General features: G+C 61.1%; 23 protein-coding genes and 1 pseudogene. 23 read left to right on the top strand and 1 reads right to left on the bottom strand.

Annotated elements, in window-relative coordinates; genetic code table 11:
* Positions 1-401 precede the first annotated feature (401 nt).
* The 10 genes from CAP2UW1_RS24870 (at position 402) to CAP2UW1_RS21960 (ending at position 6,227) form a co-directional block, all read left to right on the top strand.
* Positions 402-707, top strand: a complete 306-nt coding sequence (locus tag CAP2UW1_RS24870) for a BrnT family toxin (RefSeq protein WP_412566879.1) — start codon at positions 402-404, stop codon at positions 705-707.
* Complete coding sequence (locus CAP2UW1_RS21930) at positions 589-888, top strand: BrnA antitoxin family protein (protein ID WP_015768793.1); 300 nt, start codon at positions 589-591, stop codon at positions 886-888. Before CAP2UW1_RS24870 ends, CAP2UW1_RS21930 begins: the two co-directional genes overlap by 119 nt.
* Positions 889-1,441: 553 nt before the next feature.
* Complete coding sequence (locus CAP2UW1_RS25830) at positions 1,442-1,894, top strand: hypothetical protein (protein WP_199931529.1); 453 nt, start codon at positions 1,442-1,444, stop codon at positions 1,892-1,894.
* Between the two features lie 53 nt (positions 1,895-1,947).
* Positions 1,948-2,286: a hypothetical protein gene (locus CAP2UW1_RS21940; RefSeq protein WP_015768794.1), complete on the top strand. Its 339-nt coding sequence runs from the start codon at positions 1,948-1,950 to the stop codon at positions 2,284-2,286.
* Between the two features lie 288 nt (positions 2,287-2,574).
* Positions 2,575-2,817, top strand: coding sequence for a DUF433 domain-containing protein (locus CAP2UW1_RS24875; protein WP_015768795.1), 243 nt, complete (start codon positions 2,575-2,577; stop codon positions 2,815-2,817).
* The gene (locus CAP2UW1_RS21945) at positions 2,814-3,170 is read left to right on the top strand and encodes a DUF5615 family PIN-like protein (RefSeq protein WP_015768796.1); all 357 of its coding nucleotides are present in this window, start codon (positions 2,814-2,816) and stop codon (positions 3,168-3,170) included. The genes CAP2UW1_RS24875 and CAP2UW1_RS21945 overlap by 4 nt, the downstream gene beginning before the upstream one ends.
* A 551-nt stretch (positions 3,171-3,721) precedes the next feature.
* A complete protein-coding gene (locus CAP2UW1_RS24880) occupies positions 3,722-4,723 on the top strand; it encodes a hypothetical protein (RefSeq protein ID WP_015768797.1) in 1,002 nt (333 codons plus the stop codon).
* Between the two features lie 214 nt (positions 4,724-4,937).
* Positions 4,938-5,132, top strand: coding sequence for an antitoxin VbhA family protein (locus CAP2UW1_RS21950; RefSeq protein WP_015768798.1), 195 nt, complete (start codon positions 4,938-4,940; stop codon positions 5,130-5,132).
* Between the two features lie 213 nt (positions 5,133-5,345).
* Positions 5,346-5,717 carry an antibiotic biosynthesis monooxygenase family protein gene (locus tag CAP2UW1_RS21955; protein WP_015768799.1) on the top strand — a complete coding sequence of 124 codons (372 nt, stop codon included), beginning with the start codon at positions 5,346-5,348 and terminating at the stop codon, positions 5,715-5,717.
* A gap of 105 nt (positions 5,718-5,822) precedes the next feature.
* Positions 5,823-6,227, top strand: coding sequence for a VOC family protein (locus CAP2UW1_RS21960; RefSeq protein WP_015768800.1), 405 nt, complete (start codon positions 5,823-5,825; stop codon positions 6,225-6,227).
* Positions 6,228-6,548: 321 nt separating this feature from the next.
* Here the strand turns inward: CAP2UW1_RS21960 and CAP2UW1_RS21965 are convergent.
* Positions 6,549-6,947: pseudogene (locus CAP2UW1_RS21965) on the bottom strand (transposase); the annotation flags it as partial.
* 182 nt (positions 6,948-7,129) lie between these two features.
* Between CAP2UW1_RS21965 and nifB the strand changes: the two are divergent.
* From nifB to nqrE, 13 genes are all read left to right on the top strand, one after another.
* Entirely contained in the window at positions 7,130-8,647 is a 1,518-nt protein-coding gene (gene nifB, locus CAP2UW1_RS21970; RefSeq protein ID WP_015768801.1) for a nitrogenase cofactor biosynthesis protein NifB, read from the top strand.
* 10 nt (positions 8,648-8,657) lie between these two features.
* Positions 8,658-8,936: a 4Fe-4S dicluster domain-containing protein gene (locus CAP2UW1_RS21975; protein WP_015768802.1), complete on the top strand. Its 279-nt coding sequence runs from the start codon at positions 8,658-8,660 to the stop codon at positions 8,934-8,936.
* Positions 8,937-8,938: 2 nt separating this feature from the next.
* On the top strand, positions 8,939-9,430 hold the full coding sequence (locus tag CAP2UW1_RS21980) for an ArsC/Spx/MgsR family protein (protein WP_015768803.1): 492 nt from the start codon (positions 8,939-8,941) through the stop codon (positions 9,428-9,430).
* Positions 9,408-10,682, top strand: coding sequence for an FprA family A-type flavoprotein (locus tag CAP2UW1_RS21985; protein WP_015768804.1), 1,275 nt, complete (start codon positions 9,408-9,410; stop codon positions 10,680-10,682). The genes CAP2UW1_RS21980 and CAP2UW1_RS21985 overlap by 23 nt, the downstream gene beginning before the upstream one ends.
* 29 nt (positions 10,683-10,711) lie before the next feature.
* Positions 10,712-10,999 carry a 2Fe-2S iron-sulfur cluster-binding protein gene (locus CAP2UW1_RS21990; RefSeq protein ID WP_015768805.1) on the top strand — a complete coding sequence of 96 codons (288 nt, stop codon included), beginning with the start codon at positions 10,712-10,714 and terminating at the stop codon, positions 10,997-10,999.
* A 37-nt stretch (positions 11,000-11,036) separates the two neighbouring features.
* Positions 11,037-11,411 (top strand): 2Fe-2S iron-sulfur cluster-binding protein, encoded by a 375-nt coding sequence (locus CAP2UW1_RS21995; protein WP_015768806.1) that lies wholly within the window; start codon positions 11,037-11,039, stop codon positions 11,409-11,411.
* A complete protein-coding gene (gene draG / locus CAP2UW1_RS22000; RefSeq protein WP_015768807.1) occupies positions 11,408-12,319 on the top strand; it encodes an ADP-ribosyl-[dinitrogen reductase] hydrolase in 912 nt (303 codons plus the stop codon). The genes CAP2UW1_RS21995 and draG overlap by 4 nt, the downstream gene beginning before the upstream one ends.
* A gap of 508 nt (positions 12,320-12,827) precedes the next feature.
* Positions 12,828-13,298 carry a TerB family tellurite resistance protein gene (locus CAP2UW1_RS22005; protein ID WP_015768808.1) on the top strand — a complete coding sequence of 157 codons (471 nt, stop codon included), beginning with the start codon at positions 12,828-12,830 and terminating at the stop codon, positions 13,296-13,298.
* Positions 13,299-13,530: 232 nt separating this feature from the next.
* Entirely contained in the window at positions 13,531-14,898 is a 1,368-nt protein-coding gene (locus CAP2UW1_RS22010) for a Na(+)-translocating NADH-quinone reductase subunit A (protein WP_199931750.1), read from the top strand.
* 3 nt (positions 14,899-14,901) lie between these two features.
* Positions 14,902-16,119 (top strand): NADH:ubiquinone reductase (Na(+)-transporting) subunit B, encoded by a 1,218-nt coding sequence (locus tag CAP2UW1_RS22015; RefSeq protein ID WP_015768810.1) that lies wholly within the window; start codon positions 14,902-14,904, stop codon positions 16,117-16,119.
* Entirely contained in the window at positions 16,106-16,912 is an 807-nt protein-coding gene (locus CAP2UW1_RS22020) for a Na(+)-translocating NADH-quinone reductase subunit C (protein WP_015768811.1), read from the top strand. Before CAP2UW1_RS22015 ends, CAP2UW1_RS22020 begins: the two co-directional genes overlap by 14 nt.
* A complete protein-coding gene (locus CAP2UW1_RS22025; RefSeq protein WP_015768812.1) occupies positions 16,909-17,589 on the top strand; it encodes an NADH:ubiquinone reductase (Na(+)-transporting) subunit D in 681 nt (226 codons plus the stop codon). Before CAP2UW1_RS22020 ends, CAP2UW1_RS22025 begins: the two co-directional genes overlap by 4 nt.
* A gap of 33 nt (positions 17,590-17,622) precedes the next feature.
* Entirely contained in the window at positions 17,623-18,231 is a 609-nt protein-coding gene (gene nqrE / locus CAP2UW1_RS22030) for an NADH:ubiquinone reductase (Na(+)-transporting) subunit E (RefSeq protein WP_015768813.1), read from the top strand.
* Positions 18,232-18,238: the final 7 nt, after the last annotated feature.

Here is an 18,238-nt window from a genome sequence, read left to right on the forward strand (position 1 = left end):
CAACCGAAGGCCCGAACGGTGTTCCGAGAGGAACTCGAAAGAGAGGAGTGATCGTTGTCCAATGAAGACTGTGACTGCATCCGACCGGATGAACATGGGCTTGGAGCGGACAGAGATGAGGCTCCGGTTGGCGGGTCGCGAACCCTGGGGCTGCTTCAGCACGAGGCCACTCGACTTGCCGACTCAATCTGCCGAACCGCCGTGTACGTGACCCGTCCGCACGGTGGTGTGGGAGGGGGGAGCCGTGAGGCTTCTCCCTATCCCGATTCGGCCCCATAGAAGAGCGCGCACCATCGCTCGTTTGACAAGCGCAATTCTTGTAGCTACAGTAATGCATGCGTATCGAATTCGATCCAGCCAAGGATGAGGCAAACCATGCGAAACACGGCGTTTCCTTGCGCATGGCGGTCGACCTCGATTGGGAAGCCGCGCTGGTGTGGGTTGATGAACGGTTTGAGTACCACGAGATGCGAATGATCGCGCTCGCGCCAAATACCGAAATCCTGTACTACGTGGCCTTTGTAGATCGTGGCAATGTGCGAAGGATCATCAGCCTTCGCCGCGCCAATCGTCGTGAGGTACACCACTATGTCGAAAGTCTCCAAACGAGCTACCGTTCGCATGCCGACCGCGGCCGAAGACAAGGCCATTACCGCGGCGGCCAAGAGCGATCCCGATGCGCAGCCGCTCACACCTGCTCAGCTTAAGGCAATGGTCCCCTTGCGGTCGTTGCGCGGGCGGCCGAAGTCCGAGAACAAGAAGCTGCTGGTATCGGTGCGCTACAGCCCCGAGGTCGTTGCCTACTTCAAGTCAACGGGCGAAGGCTGGCAATCGCGCATGGATGGTGTGCTGCGGCAGTACGTCTTGCGCCATTCCCGTAGCGCATAAGTATGTGGCCGACCCGTCGTTCCAGAGGACGCTGCGCGATAAAGCCGCACAGCGCCTCTGAACTTGGACGTTGGGCGTCATGTAGTCATGCTTGAGGTGTTGTTCGATTTTTTGGCCCGGTTCGTAGTGGAGTTCGTCTTCTATACAGTTCTCTATGGCATTGGCTGGCTCATGCTCAAAGCAATTTCGCTCGGACACTACCCCCCGCCACGAACTGAAAGGCATAGTCGGGAGCTTGTCGCTCTATTTCCAGTCGCAACCCTTTTTGTCGGGCTCACGCTCGCCTTCTCATAAACCCGGTCCGCTATGCTCGCCTTCGACCAAGGTTTCCCCTTCGCCCCTGCGCCTCGTATCGGCGGTCGCGACCGTGGGTGTCTCCTGCTGGTAACAACCGTGGCCTCACTAAATGGGCGAATGACGCCCAACACTACGCTCCGGCCGACCGGCCAAAAGCTGCGCTTTTGCCCGTCGGCTTAGCTACGCGTTAGCCATTCACATGCACCCATTGCTGTCCTTTTACATGCGAACCGCGGCAATCGCGATTGGAAGCATCGTGTTGATCGTGGGTGTCCCAATTTTTCTGTTCCTTTTTCTGGCTAAAAGCTTTGGGGAAGGAATGTGCAGCAATAGCTTTCTCTACGACGTTCCATCTCCGTCTGGAACATTGAAGGCTACAGTCTTTGAACGCAGTTGTGGAGCCACCACTGGTTTCACAACTCATGTTTCAATCCTTCAGGCTCGTGAGCAGGTTCCTGACGAAGGAGGAAATGTATTTCTCGCAGATACTGACCGCGGGCGCGCTCCATCCGGTATTGGTGGCGGTCCAGCCGTTCAGATAACGTGGCTCGCTGATCACAAGGCGAGAATAGAACACCATCCTCTAGCTCGCTTGTTCAAGACTGAGCAGTCGTATCAAGGGGTCACTGTTGAATATTCTTCTACCAACCAAATGGCCAACCTTGCGGTGCAGGGTACGCTGCGCGATAGAGCCGCGCAGCGTCCCTGACCTTGAACGTTGGGCGTCATGGTCACGCCACATGACCAAAGGAGCTATTGAGGATGTACACGGAAGACGATATTTCTTCAGCAATAGAGGCGGGAGTTCTTACCAAGGAGGCGGCGTCCGCATTTCGGGCGCACGTTGCGGGACTCAAGAGTGAAACTGCAGTTGATGAGGAGCACTTTCGACTCGTCACAGGTTTCAACGACATATTTGTAGTAATAGCGTGTTTGCTGTTGCTCACGTCCGTGGCGTGGATTGGCTCAGCGTTGGTGCCGTGGCTTGGTGCATTGGCAGTCTCTGCCACGGCATGGTTTCTCGCGGAGCTCTTTACCCGAAAACGCCGAATGGAACTTCCGGCGATTGTTCTGTTATTGGCTTTGTGGGAAGCGTTCTAACTTCTTTCGTTCTGTTATTGGGGAACAGTCCCCAGCACCTCTTTTTTGCTACCGCCATTGCTGCAGCGGCCGCGTGGTTGCATTGGTTGCGCTTTCACGTTCCAATTACTGTCGCAGCGGGAGTGGCCGCTGGTGCTCACGACAAAGGCGACAAAGAAAGGCGACAAAGGGGCCAGGGTCGATTAAAAGGAATCAGAGGAATCCGGGGACAGACCGCGGTTTTCTGGCCAAACTTCTCATTCAATTCAGACGTTGGGCCACACCACAAGCATACTGTGAGGTGATTATATGCAGAGCGTAACCAAATTGGTAGTGTCCAATCCAACAGTCATGATGGGCAAGCCGGTAATCGCAGGAACCCGCATCACCGTAGAACTTGTCTTGGACAAGCTGGCAGCTGGTGAAACTGTGGAACAGATTCTCGATGCACATCCGCGACTCACCCGCGAAGGTATTCAAGCCGCACTAGCATTCGCATCTGAAGCCCTACGCGCTGACATCGTCTATCCCATTGATGAGGCAGTCCAGTGAAGTTTGTGGCTGACGAAAACCTTGATCGTCAAGTCGTAGAACGTTTGCGTGGGGACGGCCATGTGGTCTGGTATGTCGCAGAGATGGCCCCAGGGGTCAGTGACCAAGATGTGCTCAATCTGGCCAACCATGAACAAGCGGTGCTAGTAACGGCTGACAAGGACTTTGGTGAACTGGTTTTCCGCCAGCATCTTCTCAGTCCCGGCGTCATTTTGCTTCGTTTGACTGAGTTGCTACCGACTGTCAAGGCCGAAGTACTTGCAAGGGCTATAACTGGGCACATGAAGGAGATGGCAGGCAACTTTGTGGTAGTTTCTCACCGGGCGATTCGCATACGACAATCAAGAACGTGAGATCCTTGGTTTGGCTGAAATGGCCCAACGAATAAGGATAGATCGTGCGAAGCCACGATCTGATCCGTTTGTTGGACGAGCCCGGTCCCGGCTGCTCGATCTGGGAGGCCCTAGAAAACAAATCTTTTGGAATAATCTTACGGAATATGCCAAGCAGAGATTGCGCTGGCAAAACATGCGCTTGACCTGTCATATTCACCGTTGTCGCAGACGACAGGCAATGCCTACTGGACAAGAGAAAGCCGCAATTGTCAACGTTGAAGGCAGTTGCACTTCAGGCGCTTAGGGCGCCTCATATGGAAAGTGGCGATCCCGATTGAAACTTGCTTCAGAACGTGATTCCATCTTACATCTGTTATCAGAAGTGTTGAGGAAGTATCTTGACCCGACTGCCACGGACCGCCATCCTCCGCGTAGCGGCTTCGTCCAACCAGTCATTCAACCGGACGCCGGTGAAGCGTGGTGGCTTGTCCTGCGGCGCCATCGCCGGCGCCGGTTAATTCTTCGTTGGGCGTCATGGTCACGCCACATGACCAAAGGAGCTATTGAGGATGTACACGGAAGACGATATTTCTTCAGCAATAGAGGCGGGAGTTCTTACCAAGGAGGCGGCGTCCGCATTTCGGGCGCACGTTGCGGGACTCAAGAGTGAAACTGCAGTTGATGAGGAGCACTTTCGACTCGTCACAGGTTTCAACGACATATTCGTAGTAATAGCGTGTTTGCTGTTGCTCACGTCCGTGGCGTGGATTGGCTCAGCGTTGGTGCCGTGGCTTGGTGCATTGGCAGTCTCTGCCACGGCATGGTTTCTCGCGGAGTTCTTTACCCGAAAACGCCGAATGGCACTTCCGGCGATTGTTCTGTTATTGGTCTTTGTGGGAAGCGTTCTAACTTCTTTCGTTCTGTTATTGGGGAACAGTCCCCAGCACCTCTTTTTTGCTACCGCCGTTGCTGCAGCGGCCGCGTGGTTGCATTGGTTGCGCTTTCACGTTCCAATTACTGTCGCAGCGGGAGTGGCCGCTGGCGCTAGTTGTGTTGTTGCATTACTTATTTGGGCAATACCAGAAGCCAAGAATTGGACAACCGCGATATCACTCGCGACAGGGGTAGTCGTATTCACTCTGGCCATAACATGGGACGGCACAGACACGGCACGGGAAACACGAAGGTCAGATGTGGCTTTTTGGCTTCACCTTCTCGCTGCACCGCTACTCGTGCATCCTGTATTTACTTTATTGGGCGTATTTGAAGGTCAAACAACTTACGGACAAGCAGCTGCGGTTGTCGCGCTGTACGTTGCGATAGCGCTCATTTCGCTTTGCATTGATCGTAGAGCGCTAATGGTTTCGGCGTTGATCTATGTACTGTATGCATTGAGCACTTTGCTTAAGCAGTACGGGGTCATTGGCCTCAGTTTTGCCATCACAGCTTTCGTTATTGGATCGGCGCTGCTGCTCCTGTCAGCGTATTGGCACTCAAGTCGGGTGCATCTACTTAGGCTGCTCCCACCGACAGTGCAGTCACGACTTGCCAGAACCAATGAAATCTTGTGAGAGTTACTACTCCGTCACGCCCAACCCGGCGCTGGGGCGGACCGTCCAACAGCGGCTTCGCCGGTGTCGTCCGGCCGCTGAGCTTTGGCGTTGGGCCCCACATGAGCATATTAGCACTAAGTCGCCGTCTTACCAGCACCGACTTTAACGCTCCGCATTGGGTTAATTTTCTCGCGGAACGGCACATTAACGAAACCGATACAGAGGTGTTGAGATGATCACAGAGGAAGAACGAGCGAAACGAAAGGCCGCGTATGAACTCGCGAAGGAAAACTCTAGGAAACGGGGCGTTGAACTAACGCCAGAAACTGAGAAGCTGATGGCGCAATACATCAATGGTGAGATTGGTGACGAGGCATTCTTTATTGAAATCTGGAAACTGCTGGGTGTTACCCCACTGGTACATTAGCGCTCTTGGGCATTGGCATGTTGCCCAACCCGGCCGGCCACACTGACGCTGCGTTCATAGAACAGAGGCTGGGGTCAGTTAATTGCCTAAATTTGCATTCAACCCAGGCTGGCGCGATAAAGCTGCGCCAGCCGTTTAATTCAGACGTTAGGCCGCTTGGTTGCTCAATTCGGTCATACTTTCATCCTAACTCACACAACGACGGAGAGCTCAATGCTTCAGCTCAAACCACTTGATCCGAGTACGCCAATCTTCCAGCAATTCGGCACCGATGTCTCGCCCGTAATTTTGGTCAATTTCTTCCGGGTCGCGGAAGCAGACATTCCCGCGTTACTCAAGGCTTGGGAGGCAGACGCCAATTGGATGAAGCGGCAGCCCGGCTATATCTCGACTCAATTGCATCAGGGTATCGCTGGCAGTACCGCATTCATGAACTATGCGGTATGGGAGTCAGTAGCCCACTTTCGAGAGGCGTTCAATCATCCTGAGTTCAAGGCAGCCCTTGAGCACTACCCGTCTTCAGCGGTAGCGTCGCCCCATCTATTTACGCGTCTTACGGTGCCAAATCTGTGCGTTGGCCCATAGAGCAGCGGTCTAACCGCCGGTTACAGGACGCGCGCGAGAAGCCGCGCGCGCCTGAAGCGGAACGTTGCGCTTCACAATTCACTCACCGACAATAGGAGAAATGTCATGGCTATGAATCAAAACAACCCGGTTGTGTGGTTTGAAATCTACGTTCAGGACATGGAGCGTGCCAAGAAGTTCTACGAAGCCGTACTGGCAATCAGGCTGGAGAAGATGCCTGCCCCTACTTCTGAATTTGGGGATATGGAGATGTGGGCCTTTCCTTCAGACAAGGAAACCAGCCCCACCACTTATGGCGCTTGCGGCATGTTGGTCAAAATGGCAGGCTACCCCTCTGGCGGCAGTGGCACTTTGGTCTATTTCGGTTGCAATGACTGCGCAGTTGAAGCTGCCCGCGTTATCGAAAATGGCGGCAGTATTGTCAGAGAAAAATTCTCCATAGGTGAGCACGGTTTCATCGCCCTCGCCAGTGACACCGAAGGCAATACTATTGGCTTTCACTCGATGTAATGCGTTCGATGCCCGAGGTTTTATTTAGTGCCCAAGGATGGATCGTGCGAAGCCACGATCTATCCGTTTGTTGGACAAGCCCGGGCCGCAGCGCTGGGCGCGCCCTCTGCAAATATCTTTTTTTGATTTTCCGCAAAGGGATCAATGCCGGGGTGCCGGGAGCGGGAAGTCCCGAAGTGCGGCTGCCCAGGCGGCAAAGGTTTCGCGAATGAGGCGATTCTTGCGTCCCGGGCGCGGAATTCCGAGCGTCCGAATCGCTCAGCTTGGGGAAACCGAAGGCCCAGACACGGCCGGACAGCGCTGAGGTCTCGGCTTACATGGTCAGATGGCGAGCGCAACGACGGGCGTGACGGCGATGACTCCGGACGACTTCGATCGGATCCGCGTCCTGACGATCGCCATCGCGGCGCCACAGCACGAGCAACGCATCGGTGGCCGCTCTTTGCGCGGTGGCTTGAAGCGGCTGGGATCGAACTTCAGCAAGCGGTGCAGCAAGGCGATCAGGCGCTTGCCGTTGGCGTGCAGGGGGCCGAAATTGCGCGCGCGGCGAAAGCGCTTGGGCAGCAGGTGCCGGGGAATCCGCCAGAGGAACTCAGCACCCGTGAGCGAGCGCTTTTCCGACTTGCCGGTTTCAGCGCGGCGATAGCGGAAGCTCACCCGACCATTCGCGCAGGCGAGGATGCCCTGTTCACGGATAACGCCGCGGTAGCGGTAAGGACCGCGCGCAGGCGACGCGGGTCGCCGCCACCGGTCGTCATTCCGCCATTGTCGTGTTTGCAACATCGCTGGCGAATCTGGACGGAACTGGATTTTCAATGACTTAAGCGAGCCGACCGGCCTGGCACGCCAGTTGCTGTATCCCTGGTGCCTCGAAACCCGAGAAATCACCAGGGAAGCTCGCCATGGATCTGCCTGTCATCGAACCCTCGCCGCCCGCGGCCGCCGGCTGCAGCGCCGGTAGTTGCGGCTCCACGGCCCGGCAGATGGACGCTCTGTCGGACGCCGTCCGCGCCCGGGTGCAGGATCACCCCTGCTACTCGGAAGACGCCCACCACTACTTCGCGCGCATGCACGTGGCCGTGGCACCGGCCTGCAACATCCAGTGTCACTACTGCAATCGCAAGTACGACTGTGCCAACGAGTCGCGGCCGGGCGTCGTTTCCGAGGTGCTGACGCCGGACCAGGCGGTCAGGAAGACCCTGGCGGTGGCGGCGACGATCCCGCAGATGAGCGTGCTCGGTATCGCCGGTCCCGGCGATCCGCTCGCCAATCCTGAGCGCACCTTCGAGACCTTTCGGCAGTTGGCGCTGAAGGCACCGGACATCAAGCTCTGCGTGGCGACCAACGGCCTCGTCTTGCCCGACTACGTCGAGGAACTCGCCCGCTACAACATCGACCACGTCACCATCACCATCAACTGCGTGGACCCGGCGATCGGCGCCAGGATCTATCCGTGGATATTCTGGAAGAACCGGCGCGTCTTCGGCCACGAGGCGGCGGCGATCCTCATCGCGCAGCAACAGAAGGGCCTGGAGATGCTGACCGCGCGCGGCATCCTGGTGAAGGTGAACTCGGTGCTGATTCCCGGCGTCAATGATGCCCATTTGCCGGAGGTGTCGAGGATCGTCAAGGCCAAGGGTGCCTTCCTGCACAACGTCATGCCCTTGATTGCGGAGGCCGAGCACGGCACCTTCTACGGGGTGATGGGCCAGCGCAGCCCGCAGCCGGCCGAACTCAAGGCCCTGCAGGATGCCTGTGCCGGCGACATGAACATGATGCGCCACTGTCGCCAGTGCCGCGCCGATGCGGTCGGCCTGCTCGGCGAGGATCGCGGCGCCGAGTTCACGCTCGACAAGATCGAGGCCATGGAGATCGACTACGAGGCGGCGATGGTCGTGCGTGCCGAGTTGCGCGCGCAGATCGCCGCCGAACTGGCCGAGAAGCGCGCCAGAGCACACGCGCCGGCTGCCGCGACAACACCGCAGGTGATCAGGATCCAGCCGCACGTCGCGAAGTCGGCGCCGCCGGTCGGCCGGCCGGTGCTGATGGCGGTGGCGGCGAAGAACGGCCTGGTCGCCGTGCACTTCGGGCACGCCAGGGAGTTCCTGGTATACGAAGCCTCGGCAGACGGCGCCCGCCTGGTCGGTCACCGCAAGGCGGAGTCCTATTGCGCCGGTGACGAGAGCTGTGGCGATGCCGAGGCGGTGCTGGCAGCGACGATTCGCGCTCTCGCCGACTGCGAAGTCGTCCTCTGCTCGCGCATCGGCTTTGAACCCTGGGGGCAGCTCGAGGCGGCAGGAATTCAGCCGAACGGCGAGTACGCCATGCAAGCGATCGAGGAGGCCGTCATGGCGGTGTGGAACGAGATGCTGGCCGCCGGCAAGTTGGCTGTTGGGCAGATCGCGGCAAAGCGCGCGTGAGGAGGCGAGCATGGCCCTCGAAATCATCGAAAGCTGCGTCAATTGCTGGGCTTGCGAACCGCTCTGCCCACAGCAGGCCATCCAGGCGGCGACCCCGCACTTTCTGATCGACGCCGACAAATGCACCGAATGCAGCGGCGATTTTTCCGAAGCGCAATGCGCCAGCATCTGCCCGATCGAAGGAGCGATCATCAACGAACTCGGCGAAGCACTGAACCCGCCAGGTTCGCTGACCGGCATCCCGCCGGCGCGCTGGGCGGCGGCGCAGGCCGAGATTGCGGGGCGCTGAGCATGGCCGAGATCATTTTCTACGAGAAGGCCGGCTGCGCGGGCAATGCCCGCCAGAAGGCCCTGCTGGTCGCTTCCGGGCACCAACTGGTGGTCCGCGACCTGCGCGGGCAGTTCTGGAGCAATGTGCGCCTGCTCGAGTTTCTCGCCGACTTGCCGGTCGCCGAGTGGTTCAACCCGGCGGCGCCGGCGATCAAGGCGGGGACCATCGTGCCCCAGCAACTCGATGAGCGGAGCGCACTGGCGCTGTTGCGGCATAACCCCTTGCTGATCCGGCGACCGCTGCTGCAGGTCGGCGAGGAACGGCGGGTGGGTTTCGACGTCGCGGCAATCGACGCCTGGATCGGCCTGTGCGAGCTGCCCGTCGGCGACCTCGAAGCCTGCCGGCGCGATCGCGGCGAGGTACGTACCTTCCATGTGCAGACGGCGGGTGGCGCCGCCTATCCCTGCCGCTTCGACGACCAACAGGCCGATGCGTCCCGCTGCCGACCTTGAGCGAGCAGTGCCCGTCGCTGCCGGGGTGCACTGGATCGGCGCCTTCGATCCCGACCTGCGCAGCTTCGACATCATCCTGCGCACCGCCAACGGCACCAGCTACAACGCCTATGCGGTGCGCGGCAGCGACGGTGTCGCCATCATCGACACGGTCAAGCTCAATTTCTCCGAGACCTTCTTTCGCCGTCTGGAGTCGATTGCCGACTACGACGAGATCACCACCATCGTCCTCAATCACCTCGAACCCGATCATTCCGGCGCCTTGCCGGAACTGCTGCGGCGGGCACCTGGCGCGACGCTGCTGGTCTCGCCGCAGGCCCGTCTGATGTTGAAGGGACTGCTCGATCCGGCCGAACTGGCGGGGCGCATCGCTTTCGTCGGCACCGGCGATCATGCCGATCTCGGTGATCGGCAACTCGAATTCCTCAACACACCGTATCTGCACTGGCCCGACACCCAATGCACCTGGCTGGCGGCCGAAGGCGTGCTGTTCTCGGCCGATTTCCTCGGCTGCCACTACTGCGACAGCCGCCTGTTCAACGATGCGGTCGGCGACTTCCGCTTTTCCTTCGACTACTACTACGCACACATCATGCGCCCCTTCCGCACCTACGTGCGCACGGCGCTCGACCTGATCGAACCGCTGCCGCTGCGGATCATCGCCCCCGGGCACGGCCCGATCCTGCGGCGCGATCCACGCGACTATGTTGCCCGCTATCGTGCCTTTGCCGCTCCCGCTCTGCACGGCGCCGCGACGAAGACCCTGCTGGTCTTCTACATCTCGGCCTACGGTGCCACGCGCCGGATGGCCGAAGCCGTGGCGGCCGGCGCCGAATCGGCGTCGAGCGCTGCCGGTGAGGTGCGCGTCTCGCTCTACGACCTCGAAGGCGGCGACGCACAGCCTTTCGTCGACCTGATCGAGGAAGCCGATGCCTTGCTCTTCGGCAGCCCGACGATCAACGGTGACGCGGTCAAGCCGGTATGGGATCTCCTCTCCTCGCTGACCATGGTGGACGTCAAGGGAAAATTCGCCGCCGCTTTCGGTTCCTACGGCTGGAGCGGCGAGGCGGTGCCGATGATCGAAGACCGCCTGCGCCGCCTGAAGCTGCGCGTCCCCTTGCCCGGCGTCCGGGCCCGCCTGACGCCGACCGGCGACGACTTTGCCGCCTGCCATGATCTCGGTCGCGAGGTCGCCCTGCACCTCCTCGGTCGCGCGACGCCACGCACCATCGACCTCGCCCAACTCGCCTGATTCCCCCCTTACTTACCGGAGAAACCCGCATGCCCAAGGCCAGCATCACCTTTCAGGATATCGGCGTCACCGTCACCGTGCCGGCGGGTACCCGCCTGATCGAGGTTTCGGAGAAGGTCGGCGCAGGTATCACCTACGGCTGCCGCGAAGGCGAATGCTGTACCTGCCTGACGAGGATCGTCTCTGGCCATGAACATCTGGCCGCGCCGTCGGTACTTGAGCACCAGGTACTGAAGGACAACCTCGCGCCACGCCGACACCGGCTGGCCTGCCAGGCGCAGGTGCTGGGCGGCAGCATCGTCGTCCAGCCCGCTTGAGTCTTCACCCACCCCTTCCATTTACCAGGAGCCTGCCATGCCCAACATCACCTTTTCCAGTTCAATGCACAAGGACAAGACCATCTACGCCGTCGCCGGCAGCCACACCCAGACGATCCTCAAGCTCGCCAAGGAGAACCATGTACCGATCGACTTCTCCTGTGGTGACGGCGAGTGCGGTACCTGTCTGGTCAAGGTCAGCAGCGTCGACAAGAGCAGTCACAACAAGTACGGCCACATGGGCGGTCCGCTCAACGTCCGCGAGGTCGCGGTCCTCAAGGAAATGGGCAAGATCAAGCAGGCGCAGATCGAGCAGATGTACGTCGACGATCTGCCGCCGACGGAATGGCGCCTCGCCTGCCAGTACATCGTCCGCGACGAGGACATCCTGGTCGAGTACCCGAGCCGGTGACGCGGCCGCCGGCCAGCGTTTCCAGCACCATCGCGGCGCGGGCCGAGGCCGCCTATCTCGGCCTGGCGCTCGGTGACGCGCTGGGCGCCACGGTCGAGTTCATGACCCCACGCGAGATCGTCCATCACTTCGGCGTGCATCGCGAGATCGTCGGTGGCGGCTGGCTCAAGCTGAAGTCGGGACAGGTGACCGACGACACGAGCATGTCGCTGGCCCTCGGCGAGGCGATCCTGGCCAGCGGCGGCAGGGTCGACCCGCTCGCCTGCGCCGAGGCCTTCGATGCCTGGATGCGGCGCAAGCCGGTCGATATCGGCAATACCGTCCGCCGCAACCTGCTCACCTTCCGGCGCACCGGCGTCCCCGTCGCGCCGGCCTCCGACCATGACGCCGGCAACGGTGCCGCGATGCGCGTGCTGCCGGTAGCCCTGGCCACCTTCGGTCAATCGGAAGCCGCCGTCCGCGCGGCCGGGCAGGCGCAGGCGCACGTCACCCACAACAATGTCGTTTCCGACGCGGTGTGCCAGTTCCTGACTCTGGCCGTGCAGGATCTGCTGCGTGCTTGTTCGCTCGAAGAGATGCTCGGCCACCACCTGGGGGCATTGCTGGCGGCACATCCCGAGCTGTCGTTCCGCGACCGCCCACGTCGCGAGAACCCGAGCGGCTGGGTCGTCGAGACGCTGCAGGCGGTCCTGCAGGGGCTGCTTGACAGTGACGGTTTCGAGGACTGCCTGGTCGATGTCGTCAATCGCGGTGGCGACGCCGATACCACCGGCGCCATCGCCGGCATGCTGGCCGGTGCACTGTACGGACCGCAGGCCATTCCGAAACGCTGGCTGCAGGCCCTCGACCCCGGCGTCGCCAGCCGCTGTCGTGAACAGGCGCGCGCCCTGCTGCCGCTCACCGCTTGACAGGTCGCCGGGCAACTCAGCCCGGTACGGCTTCGGCGAGCAGCGCCAGCGCCTCGGCCTCGACGATCGCGATGCCGAGGCGCTTGCAGAAACACTGCTCCTTGTCGTTCGGCCCGGTGACCAACGCCCGGCCGGGCTTTCACCACAGGTGCCTGGCTCGCTACCGGCGCAAACGCCAGCGTTGTTCCCGGGGCAGGTCCCGGCGCAAGTTCCTGGCTCCCTTCCGCCAGAAAAGCCAACGTCCTCGCCAGTGCAGGGTGGCGCGCCCAGCGCCCTGTCGACGGTCCCGACGCGCTGAGCCCGGCTGCCGCGGGTCCGGGCTTCTGGCCGGCGCCGGCAGGGGAGTTTGTCTACTGCTTCGGCACCGACGTCCAGGCGCACCAGCCACGGTGAACGGTTTCGCCGCAGCGCGTGCCGACGTCATGCACGATGGAACTTTACCTTGGCCAAGGTGGTCCTTGGCGTGCTCGGAAGAGAAATATCTGACTGTTCCAACAAGGAGAGAAGAATGCGGAAGTATCCCATCGATAGTACGGAAGCCATGGCACGGATCGTCGCCGTCGCCCTGCTCGCCGACGGCGCGCTCGACCACAGCGAAGTCGAGGCACTCGAAAAACACGAACTTCGCGACAATCTGGGCCTTCCCGCCGCGACCCTTGAGCGAGTACTGCATGAATTCTGTAATGACCTGCTGCAAACGGCGCGCGCTCCAAACATCGGGCAGATCGAGCTGGATGCCCAATTGGTCGATCACCTGCTGGATGACATTCAGTCGCATGAACTGCAAAAAAAGGCCTTGACTGCGATCGTCGACATCGTCAATGCGGACGGCAGCCTCAACGCTGGAGAGGCCATTCTGCTATCGCGGGCGATGAGCCGCTGGGGCCTTGAACTGCACCAGGTGACACGCATCGAGGTGCGCGATGCGAAGCTCTTGTCGCCGGTCGTTACAGCGCAGACTCAGGTGGCTGAAGCCTGATTGCCTGAACAGCAAATTGGACGAGATGGACGCCAGTCACAGCTTCGATCACGCGCTCCCTGGCAGGAGGCCGGAGTGCTGATCGGGATCCGCTTTCGACGCGATGGCCTGACCATCGGGCACTGCGTGGAGGTGCTCTCGGGAACACCGGCATGCGCCAGCGGTCGGCGTGGTGAGAATGTCTTTTCGTCCGGTTCGCCGAGGGGCAACAGATAGAACCATGCTCCAACCGATCACGACAATTCGGCGGGGACTGGAAATACCAGTCGCGGGCGAGCCAGCGCAGCAAATCCCTGAGGCTGTTTGCTTTCCGCCTGCAGTGGCTTTGCTTGGCGCCGATTGTCACGGCCTTCGACCTGCCCTGGCAGTTCGCGAGGGTGAGCGGGTAGAAGCCGGGCAGGTGTTGTTCTCCGACAAGGATCGCCCGGGAGTGGTGTTCACTGCTCCATGCGCGGCCACCGTAGCGGAGATCCGGCGCGGCGCACAACGGGTTTTTCAGGCCTTGGTGCTGGAGACCAATGCCAGCGCAAGCGACGGTCCAGCGTTGGGACCGGCGCGCGAGGACGCTGAACTGGCCGTGCTCGATCCGGCGGTCGTCCGCGCTCAGTTGTTGGCCTCGGGCCTATGGACCGCTCTGCGGACGCGTCCCTACAGCCTGCTGCCGGCGGCAGACGCGACGCCACGTTCCATCTTCGTGACGGCGATCGACACACACCCGCTGGCAGCCGATCCGCAATTGATTATTGCCGCGCATGCCGACGATTTCCGTCGTGGCATCGTCGCCTTGTCGCGGCTGGCACGGGTTTTCGTCGCCGTCCCGGTGACGGGCGACGCGCCTTCGCCAGCCGCCGAGGCCGCGGCCGGACTCGCCAACGTGCACTGCGCGGCCTTTGCTGGCCCACATCCGGCAGGGCTGCCTGGAACTCATATCCATTATCTCGATCCGGCAAGCGCTACGCGTACGGTCTGGCATCTGCATTATCAGAGCTGCATTGCCATTGGCCGCTTGTTCGCCAGCGGTCGTCCGTGGTGCGAACGAATCGTCTCGCTGGCCGGACCAGGAGTCGTTTCACCACGGCTGCTGCGCACCCTGCCCGGCGCCGATCTGCTGGCGCTGACGGCCGGCTCGCTCCACCCCGGCCGCCAGCGCATCGTCTCGGGTTCACTGCTCGGTGGGCGCGCGGTCAGTGCGCAGACTGCCTTCCTCGGCGGCCTGCATCTGCAGGTCAGCGTGCTGCCGGAGGGCGACGACCGCGAGTTCATGCACTACCTGCGAGCCGGGGTGAACAAGCATTCGGCACTGCGCGTCTTCGCCTCCAGCTTGTTCGGCCGTCGCCCGCTGGCGTTGACCACGAGTACCCAGGGCAGTCCACGAGCAATGGTGCCGGTCGGCAGTTACGAGGCGGTCATGCCGCTGGACATCCTGCCCACGCAACTGCTGCGCGCGCTGATCGTCGGCGATACCGAAATGGCACAGCATCTCGGCTGCATGGAACTCGACGAAGAGGACCTCGCCCTGTGCACCTACGTCTGCCCTGGCAAGTATGAATACGGCCCCATCCTGCGCGATGTTCTGACGCGTATCGCCAAGGAGGGCTGAGGGATGCGACTGCGCGATTTGCTCGACCGTATCGCACCGCATGTCGCGCCCGGCGCGCGCCACGAAAAGTGGTACGCGCTCTACGAGGCCGTCGACACCTTCTTCTACCGGCCGGCTTCGGTGACGCGCACCACGGCCCACGTGCGCGACGGCATCGACCTCAAGCGCATCATGATCATGACCTGGGCGTGCACACTGCCGGCACTCTTCTTCGGTATGTGGAACATCGGTTTCCAGGCCAACCAGACCCTGGCGGCACAGCCAGCGCTGCTATCGGCGCAAGACGGTTGGCGGCTGTCGCTGATCGGCGTGATGGCCGGCTTCGACCCGTCGTCGGCATGGGACAACCTGATCCACGGTGCGGCGTGGTTTCTCCCGATCTACGCAGTCACTTTCATTGTCGGCGGCTTCTGGGAGGTGCTCTTCGCGACCATCCGCCGGCACGAGGTCAACGAGGGCTTCTTCGTCACCTCGGTGCTCTTCGCGCTGACGCTACCGCCGTCGATTCCTCTCTGGCAGGTGGCGCTAGGCATCAGCTTTGGCGTAGTCATTGGCAAAGAGGTCTTCGGCGGTACCGGCAAGAACTTCCTCAATCCGGCGCTCACCGGCCGCGCCTTTCTTTACTTCGCCTACCCGGCACAGTCGTCCGGCGACGCGGTGTGGACGGTGATCGATGGTTACACCGGCGCCACACCATTGGCCATCGCCGCGCAGTCGGGTGTCGACGGCATCATTACCGCTGGCTACAGCTGGTCGGCGGCCTTCCTCGGGGTCATTCCCGGTTCGATCGGTGAAACCAGCACGCTGCTGATTCTCGTTGGCGGTGGCCTGCTCGTCGCCAGCGGCGTCGCCTCGTGGCGCATCGTTTTCGGCGTCTTCCTGGGCATGGTGGCGATGAGTTCGCTGCTCAACCTTATTGGCTCGTCCAACAACCCGATGTTCGCCATGCCCTGGTACTGGCATCTGGTGATTGGTGGCTTCGCTTTCGGTATGTTCTTCATGGCCACGGACCCGGTTTCCGCAGCCATGACCAACGCCGGCAAGTGGACCTTCGGTGCCCTGATCGGCGTGATGGCGGTCCTGATACGGGTTGTCAATCCCGCCTTTCCCGAGGGAATCATGCTCGCCATCCTGTTTGCCAACGTGTGTGCGCCGCTGATCGACTACGCCGTCGTGCGCGCCAACATTCGTCGCCGGGAGCAACGTGATGCCCGCCTTTAGGGAAACGCCGCTCGCCGTGCTGCGCATCGCGCTGCTGGTCAGCCTGGTCTGTTCGATGGTCGTCGCCGGGTCAGCAGTGGGCTTGAAGTCGATGCAGCTGGAAAATCGCCGCGTCGACCGCGAGCGTCACCTGCTGGCGATCGTCGGTCTGCACGATCGTGCGCTGTCGGCTACCGAGGTCGCCGAGCGCTTTCGCGAACGTATAACGCCGCACCTCGTCGATCTGGACACCGGCGCCTACGTCGCTTCCCCACCAGGCCACGACAGGTTCGACCCTCTGACCTGGGAGGGTTCCCGCGCAGCCACCGATCCAGTTCTCTCACGGGCGCTGTCGCGCAGTGAGGATATCGCCGGCATCCAGCGGCGCGAGCGCTACGCGGTGGTCTATAAGCTGATGACGGGCGAGCGCGTCGACGCGCTGATCCTGCCCGTGCGCGGCTATGGCCTGTGGTCGACCCTGTACGGCTTTCTCGCCGTCGACGCCGACCTCGATACGGTCCTCGGATTGCGCTTCTATCAGCACGCAGAAACGCCGGGCTTGGGCGGAGAAGTCGACAACCCGCGCTGGAAAGCTCTCTGGCCAGGCAAGCGCCTGTTCGATACCGACGGGCAACTGAGGCTGCGCGTCGGCAAGGCCAGTGGCGATAGCGAGGATTCGCGGTGGCGCGTCGACGCGCTGGCCGGCGCAACGCTGACCAGCAATGGCGTCAACAACATGATTCGCTTCTGGCTCGGTCCGCAGGGCTACGGGCCGTATCTGAGACGTCTGCGACAAGAGGGATTTGAATCGTGAATACCAGCACTTCGGCAAAGCCGCGCGCGCTTGCCGTACTTTTCGCCCCGGTCTTCGACAACAATCCTATCGCGTTGCAGATCCTCGGTATTTGCTCGGCGCTAGCGGTGACGGCGAACCTCAAGACGGCGCTCGTCATGTCCGTGGCGCTGACACTGGTGACCGCCTTCTCGAACCTCTTCATCTCGCTGCTACGTCACCACATCCCCGGGTCGATCCGCATGATCGTTCAGGTAGTCATCATTGCCTCGCTCGTCATTGTCGTCGATCAGGTACTGCGTGCGGTCGCCTTCGATCTGGCCAAGCAGCTGTCTGTCTTCGTCGGGCTGATCATCACCAACTGCATCGTCATGGGCCGCGCCGAAGCCTTTGCCATGCAGAACCCGCCATTGCCGTCGTTCCTGGATGGCATCGGCAACGGACTGGGTTACAGCGCGCTGCTCGTTGCCCTGGGTATTACACGCGAGCTCTTTGGCAGCGGCACGCTCATCGGCTTCCGAGTGCTGCCGACCGTCGCCGACGGCGGCTGGTATCTGCCGAACGGCCTGCTCCTGTTGCCACCCTCAGCCTTTTTCCTGATCGGGCTGTTCATCTGGGCTCTGCGCAGCTGGAAGCCAGAACAGGTCGAATCGCCAGCGTTTCGGATGGCACCGCAGGTGCGCGAGCAAGAACCATGAGCCTCCCGAACAGCCCTTCCAGGGTCTGCTGAGATGGAACATCTACTTGCGCTTTTTGTCCGCGCGGTTTTCGTTGAAAACATGGCGCTGGCCTTCTTTCTCGGCATGTGCACCTTCATAGCCATCTCGAAGAAGGTCGAGACGGCCATCGGACTCGGGATCGCCGTGATGCTCGTCCAGACGATCACTGTTCCGGTCAACAACCTGATCTATACGCACGTACTCCGCGAAGGTGCCCTGGCCTGGGCCGGCCTGCCCGAAAGCGATCTCGCCTTCCTCGGCCTGCTGACCTACATCGGCGTCATTGCCGCATTGGTACAAATCCTGGAAATGCTGCTCGACCGCTATGTGCCGGCACTCTACAACGCACTCGGCGTTTTCCTGCCGCTGATCACCGTCAATTGCGCGATCCTCGGCGGCACGCTGTTCATGGTCGAGCGTGACTACGATTTTGCCGAGAGCGCGGTCTATGGACTCGCATCGGGGTTTTCCTGGGCGCTGGCCATCGCGCTGCTCGCCGGTATTCGCGAAAAGCTCAAGTACAGCAATCCGCCTGCCGGTCTCTCGGGTCTTGGAATTACCTTCATCACCATTGGCTTGATGTCGCTGGGCTTCATGTCCTTTGCCGGCATCAAGCTCTGAGGACTGT

The sequence above is a fragment of the Candidatus Accumulibacter phosphatis genome, from assembly GCF_000024165.1.
Taxonomy (GTDB): domain Bacteria; phylum Pseudomonadota; class Gammaproteobacteria; order Burkholderiales; family Rhodocyclaceae; genus Accumulibacter; species Accumulibacter phosphatis.

Bases quoted from the DNA above. Each gene is read 5' to 3' on its own strand.
- CAP2UW1_RS24870 (WP_412566879.1), top strand. From the start codon at position 402: ATGGCGGTCGACCTCGATTGGGAAGCCGCGCTGGTGTGGGTTGATGAA.
- CAP2UW1_RS21930 (WP_015768793.1), top strand. From the start codon at position 589: ATGTCGAAAGTCTCCAAACGAGCTACCGTTCGCATGCCGACCGCGGCC.
- CAP2UW1_RS21940 (WP_015768794.1), top strand. From the start codon at position 1,948: ATGTACACGGAAGACGATATTTCTTCAGCAATAGAGGCGGGAGTTCTT.
- CAP2UW1_RS24875 (WP_015768795.1), top strand. From the start codon at position 2,575: ATGCAGAGCGTAACCAAATTGGTAGTGTCCAATCCAACAGTCATGATG.
- CAP2UW1_RS24880 (WP_015768797.1), top strand. From the start codon at position 3,722: ATGTACACGGAAGACGATATTTCTTCAGCAATAGAGGCGGGAGTTCTT.
- CAP2UW1_RS21950 (WP_015768798.1), top strand. From the start codon at position 4,938: ATGATCACAGAGGAAGAACGAGCGAAACGAAAGGCCGCGTATGAACTC.
- CAP2UW1_RS21955 (WP_015768799.1), top strand. From the start codon at position 5,346: ATGCTTCAGCTCAAACCACTTGATCCGAGTACGCCAATCTTCCAGCAA.
- CAP2UW1_RS21960 (WP_015768800.1), top strand. From the start codon at position 5,823: ATGGCTATGAATCAAAACAACCCGGTTGTGTGGTTTGAAATCTACGTT.
- nifB (WP_015768801.1), top strand. From the start codon at position 7,130: ATGGATCTGCCTGTCATCGAACCCTCGCCGCCCGCGGCCGCCGGCTGC.
- CAP2UW1_RS21975 (WP_015768802.1), top strand. From the start codon at position 8,658: ATGGCCCTCGAAATCATCGAAAGCTGCGTCAATTGCTGGGCTTGCGAA.
- CAP2UW1_RS21980 (WP_015768803.1), top strand. From the start codon at position 8,939: ATGGCCGAGATCATTTTCTACGAGAAGGCCGGCTGCGCGGGCAATGCC.
- CAP2UW1_RS21985 (WP_015768804.1), top strand. From the start codon at position 9,408: ATGCGTCCCGCTGCCGACCTTGAGCGAGCAGTGCCCGTCGCTGCCGGG.
- CAP2UW1_RS21990 (WP_015768805.1), top strand. From the start codon at position 10,712: ATGCCCAAGGCCAGCATCACCTTTCAGGATATCGGCGTCACCGTCACC.
- CAP2UW1_RS21995 (WP_015768806.1), top strand. From the start codon at position 11,037: ATGCCCAACATCACCTTTTCCAGTTCAATGCACAAGGACAAGACCATC.
- CAP2UW1_RS22005 (WP_015768808.1), top strand. From the start codon at position 12,828: ATGCGGAAGTATCCCATCGATAGTACGGAAGCCATGGCACGGATCGTC.
- CAP2UW1_RS22015 (WP_015768810.1), top strand. From the start codon at position 14,902: ATGCGACTGCGCGATTTGCTCGACCGTATCGCACCGCATGTCGCGCCC.
- CAP2UW1_RS22020 (WP_015768811.1), top strand. From the start codon at position 16,106: ATGCCCGCCTTTAGGGAAACGCCGCTCGCCGTGCTGCGCATCGCGCTG.
- nqrE (WP_015768813.1), top strand. From the start codon at position 17,623: ATGGAACATCTACTTGCGCTTTTTGTCCGCGCGGTTTTCGTTGAAAAC.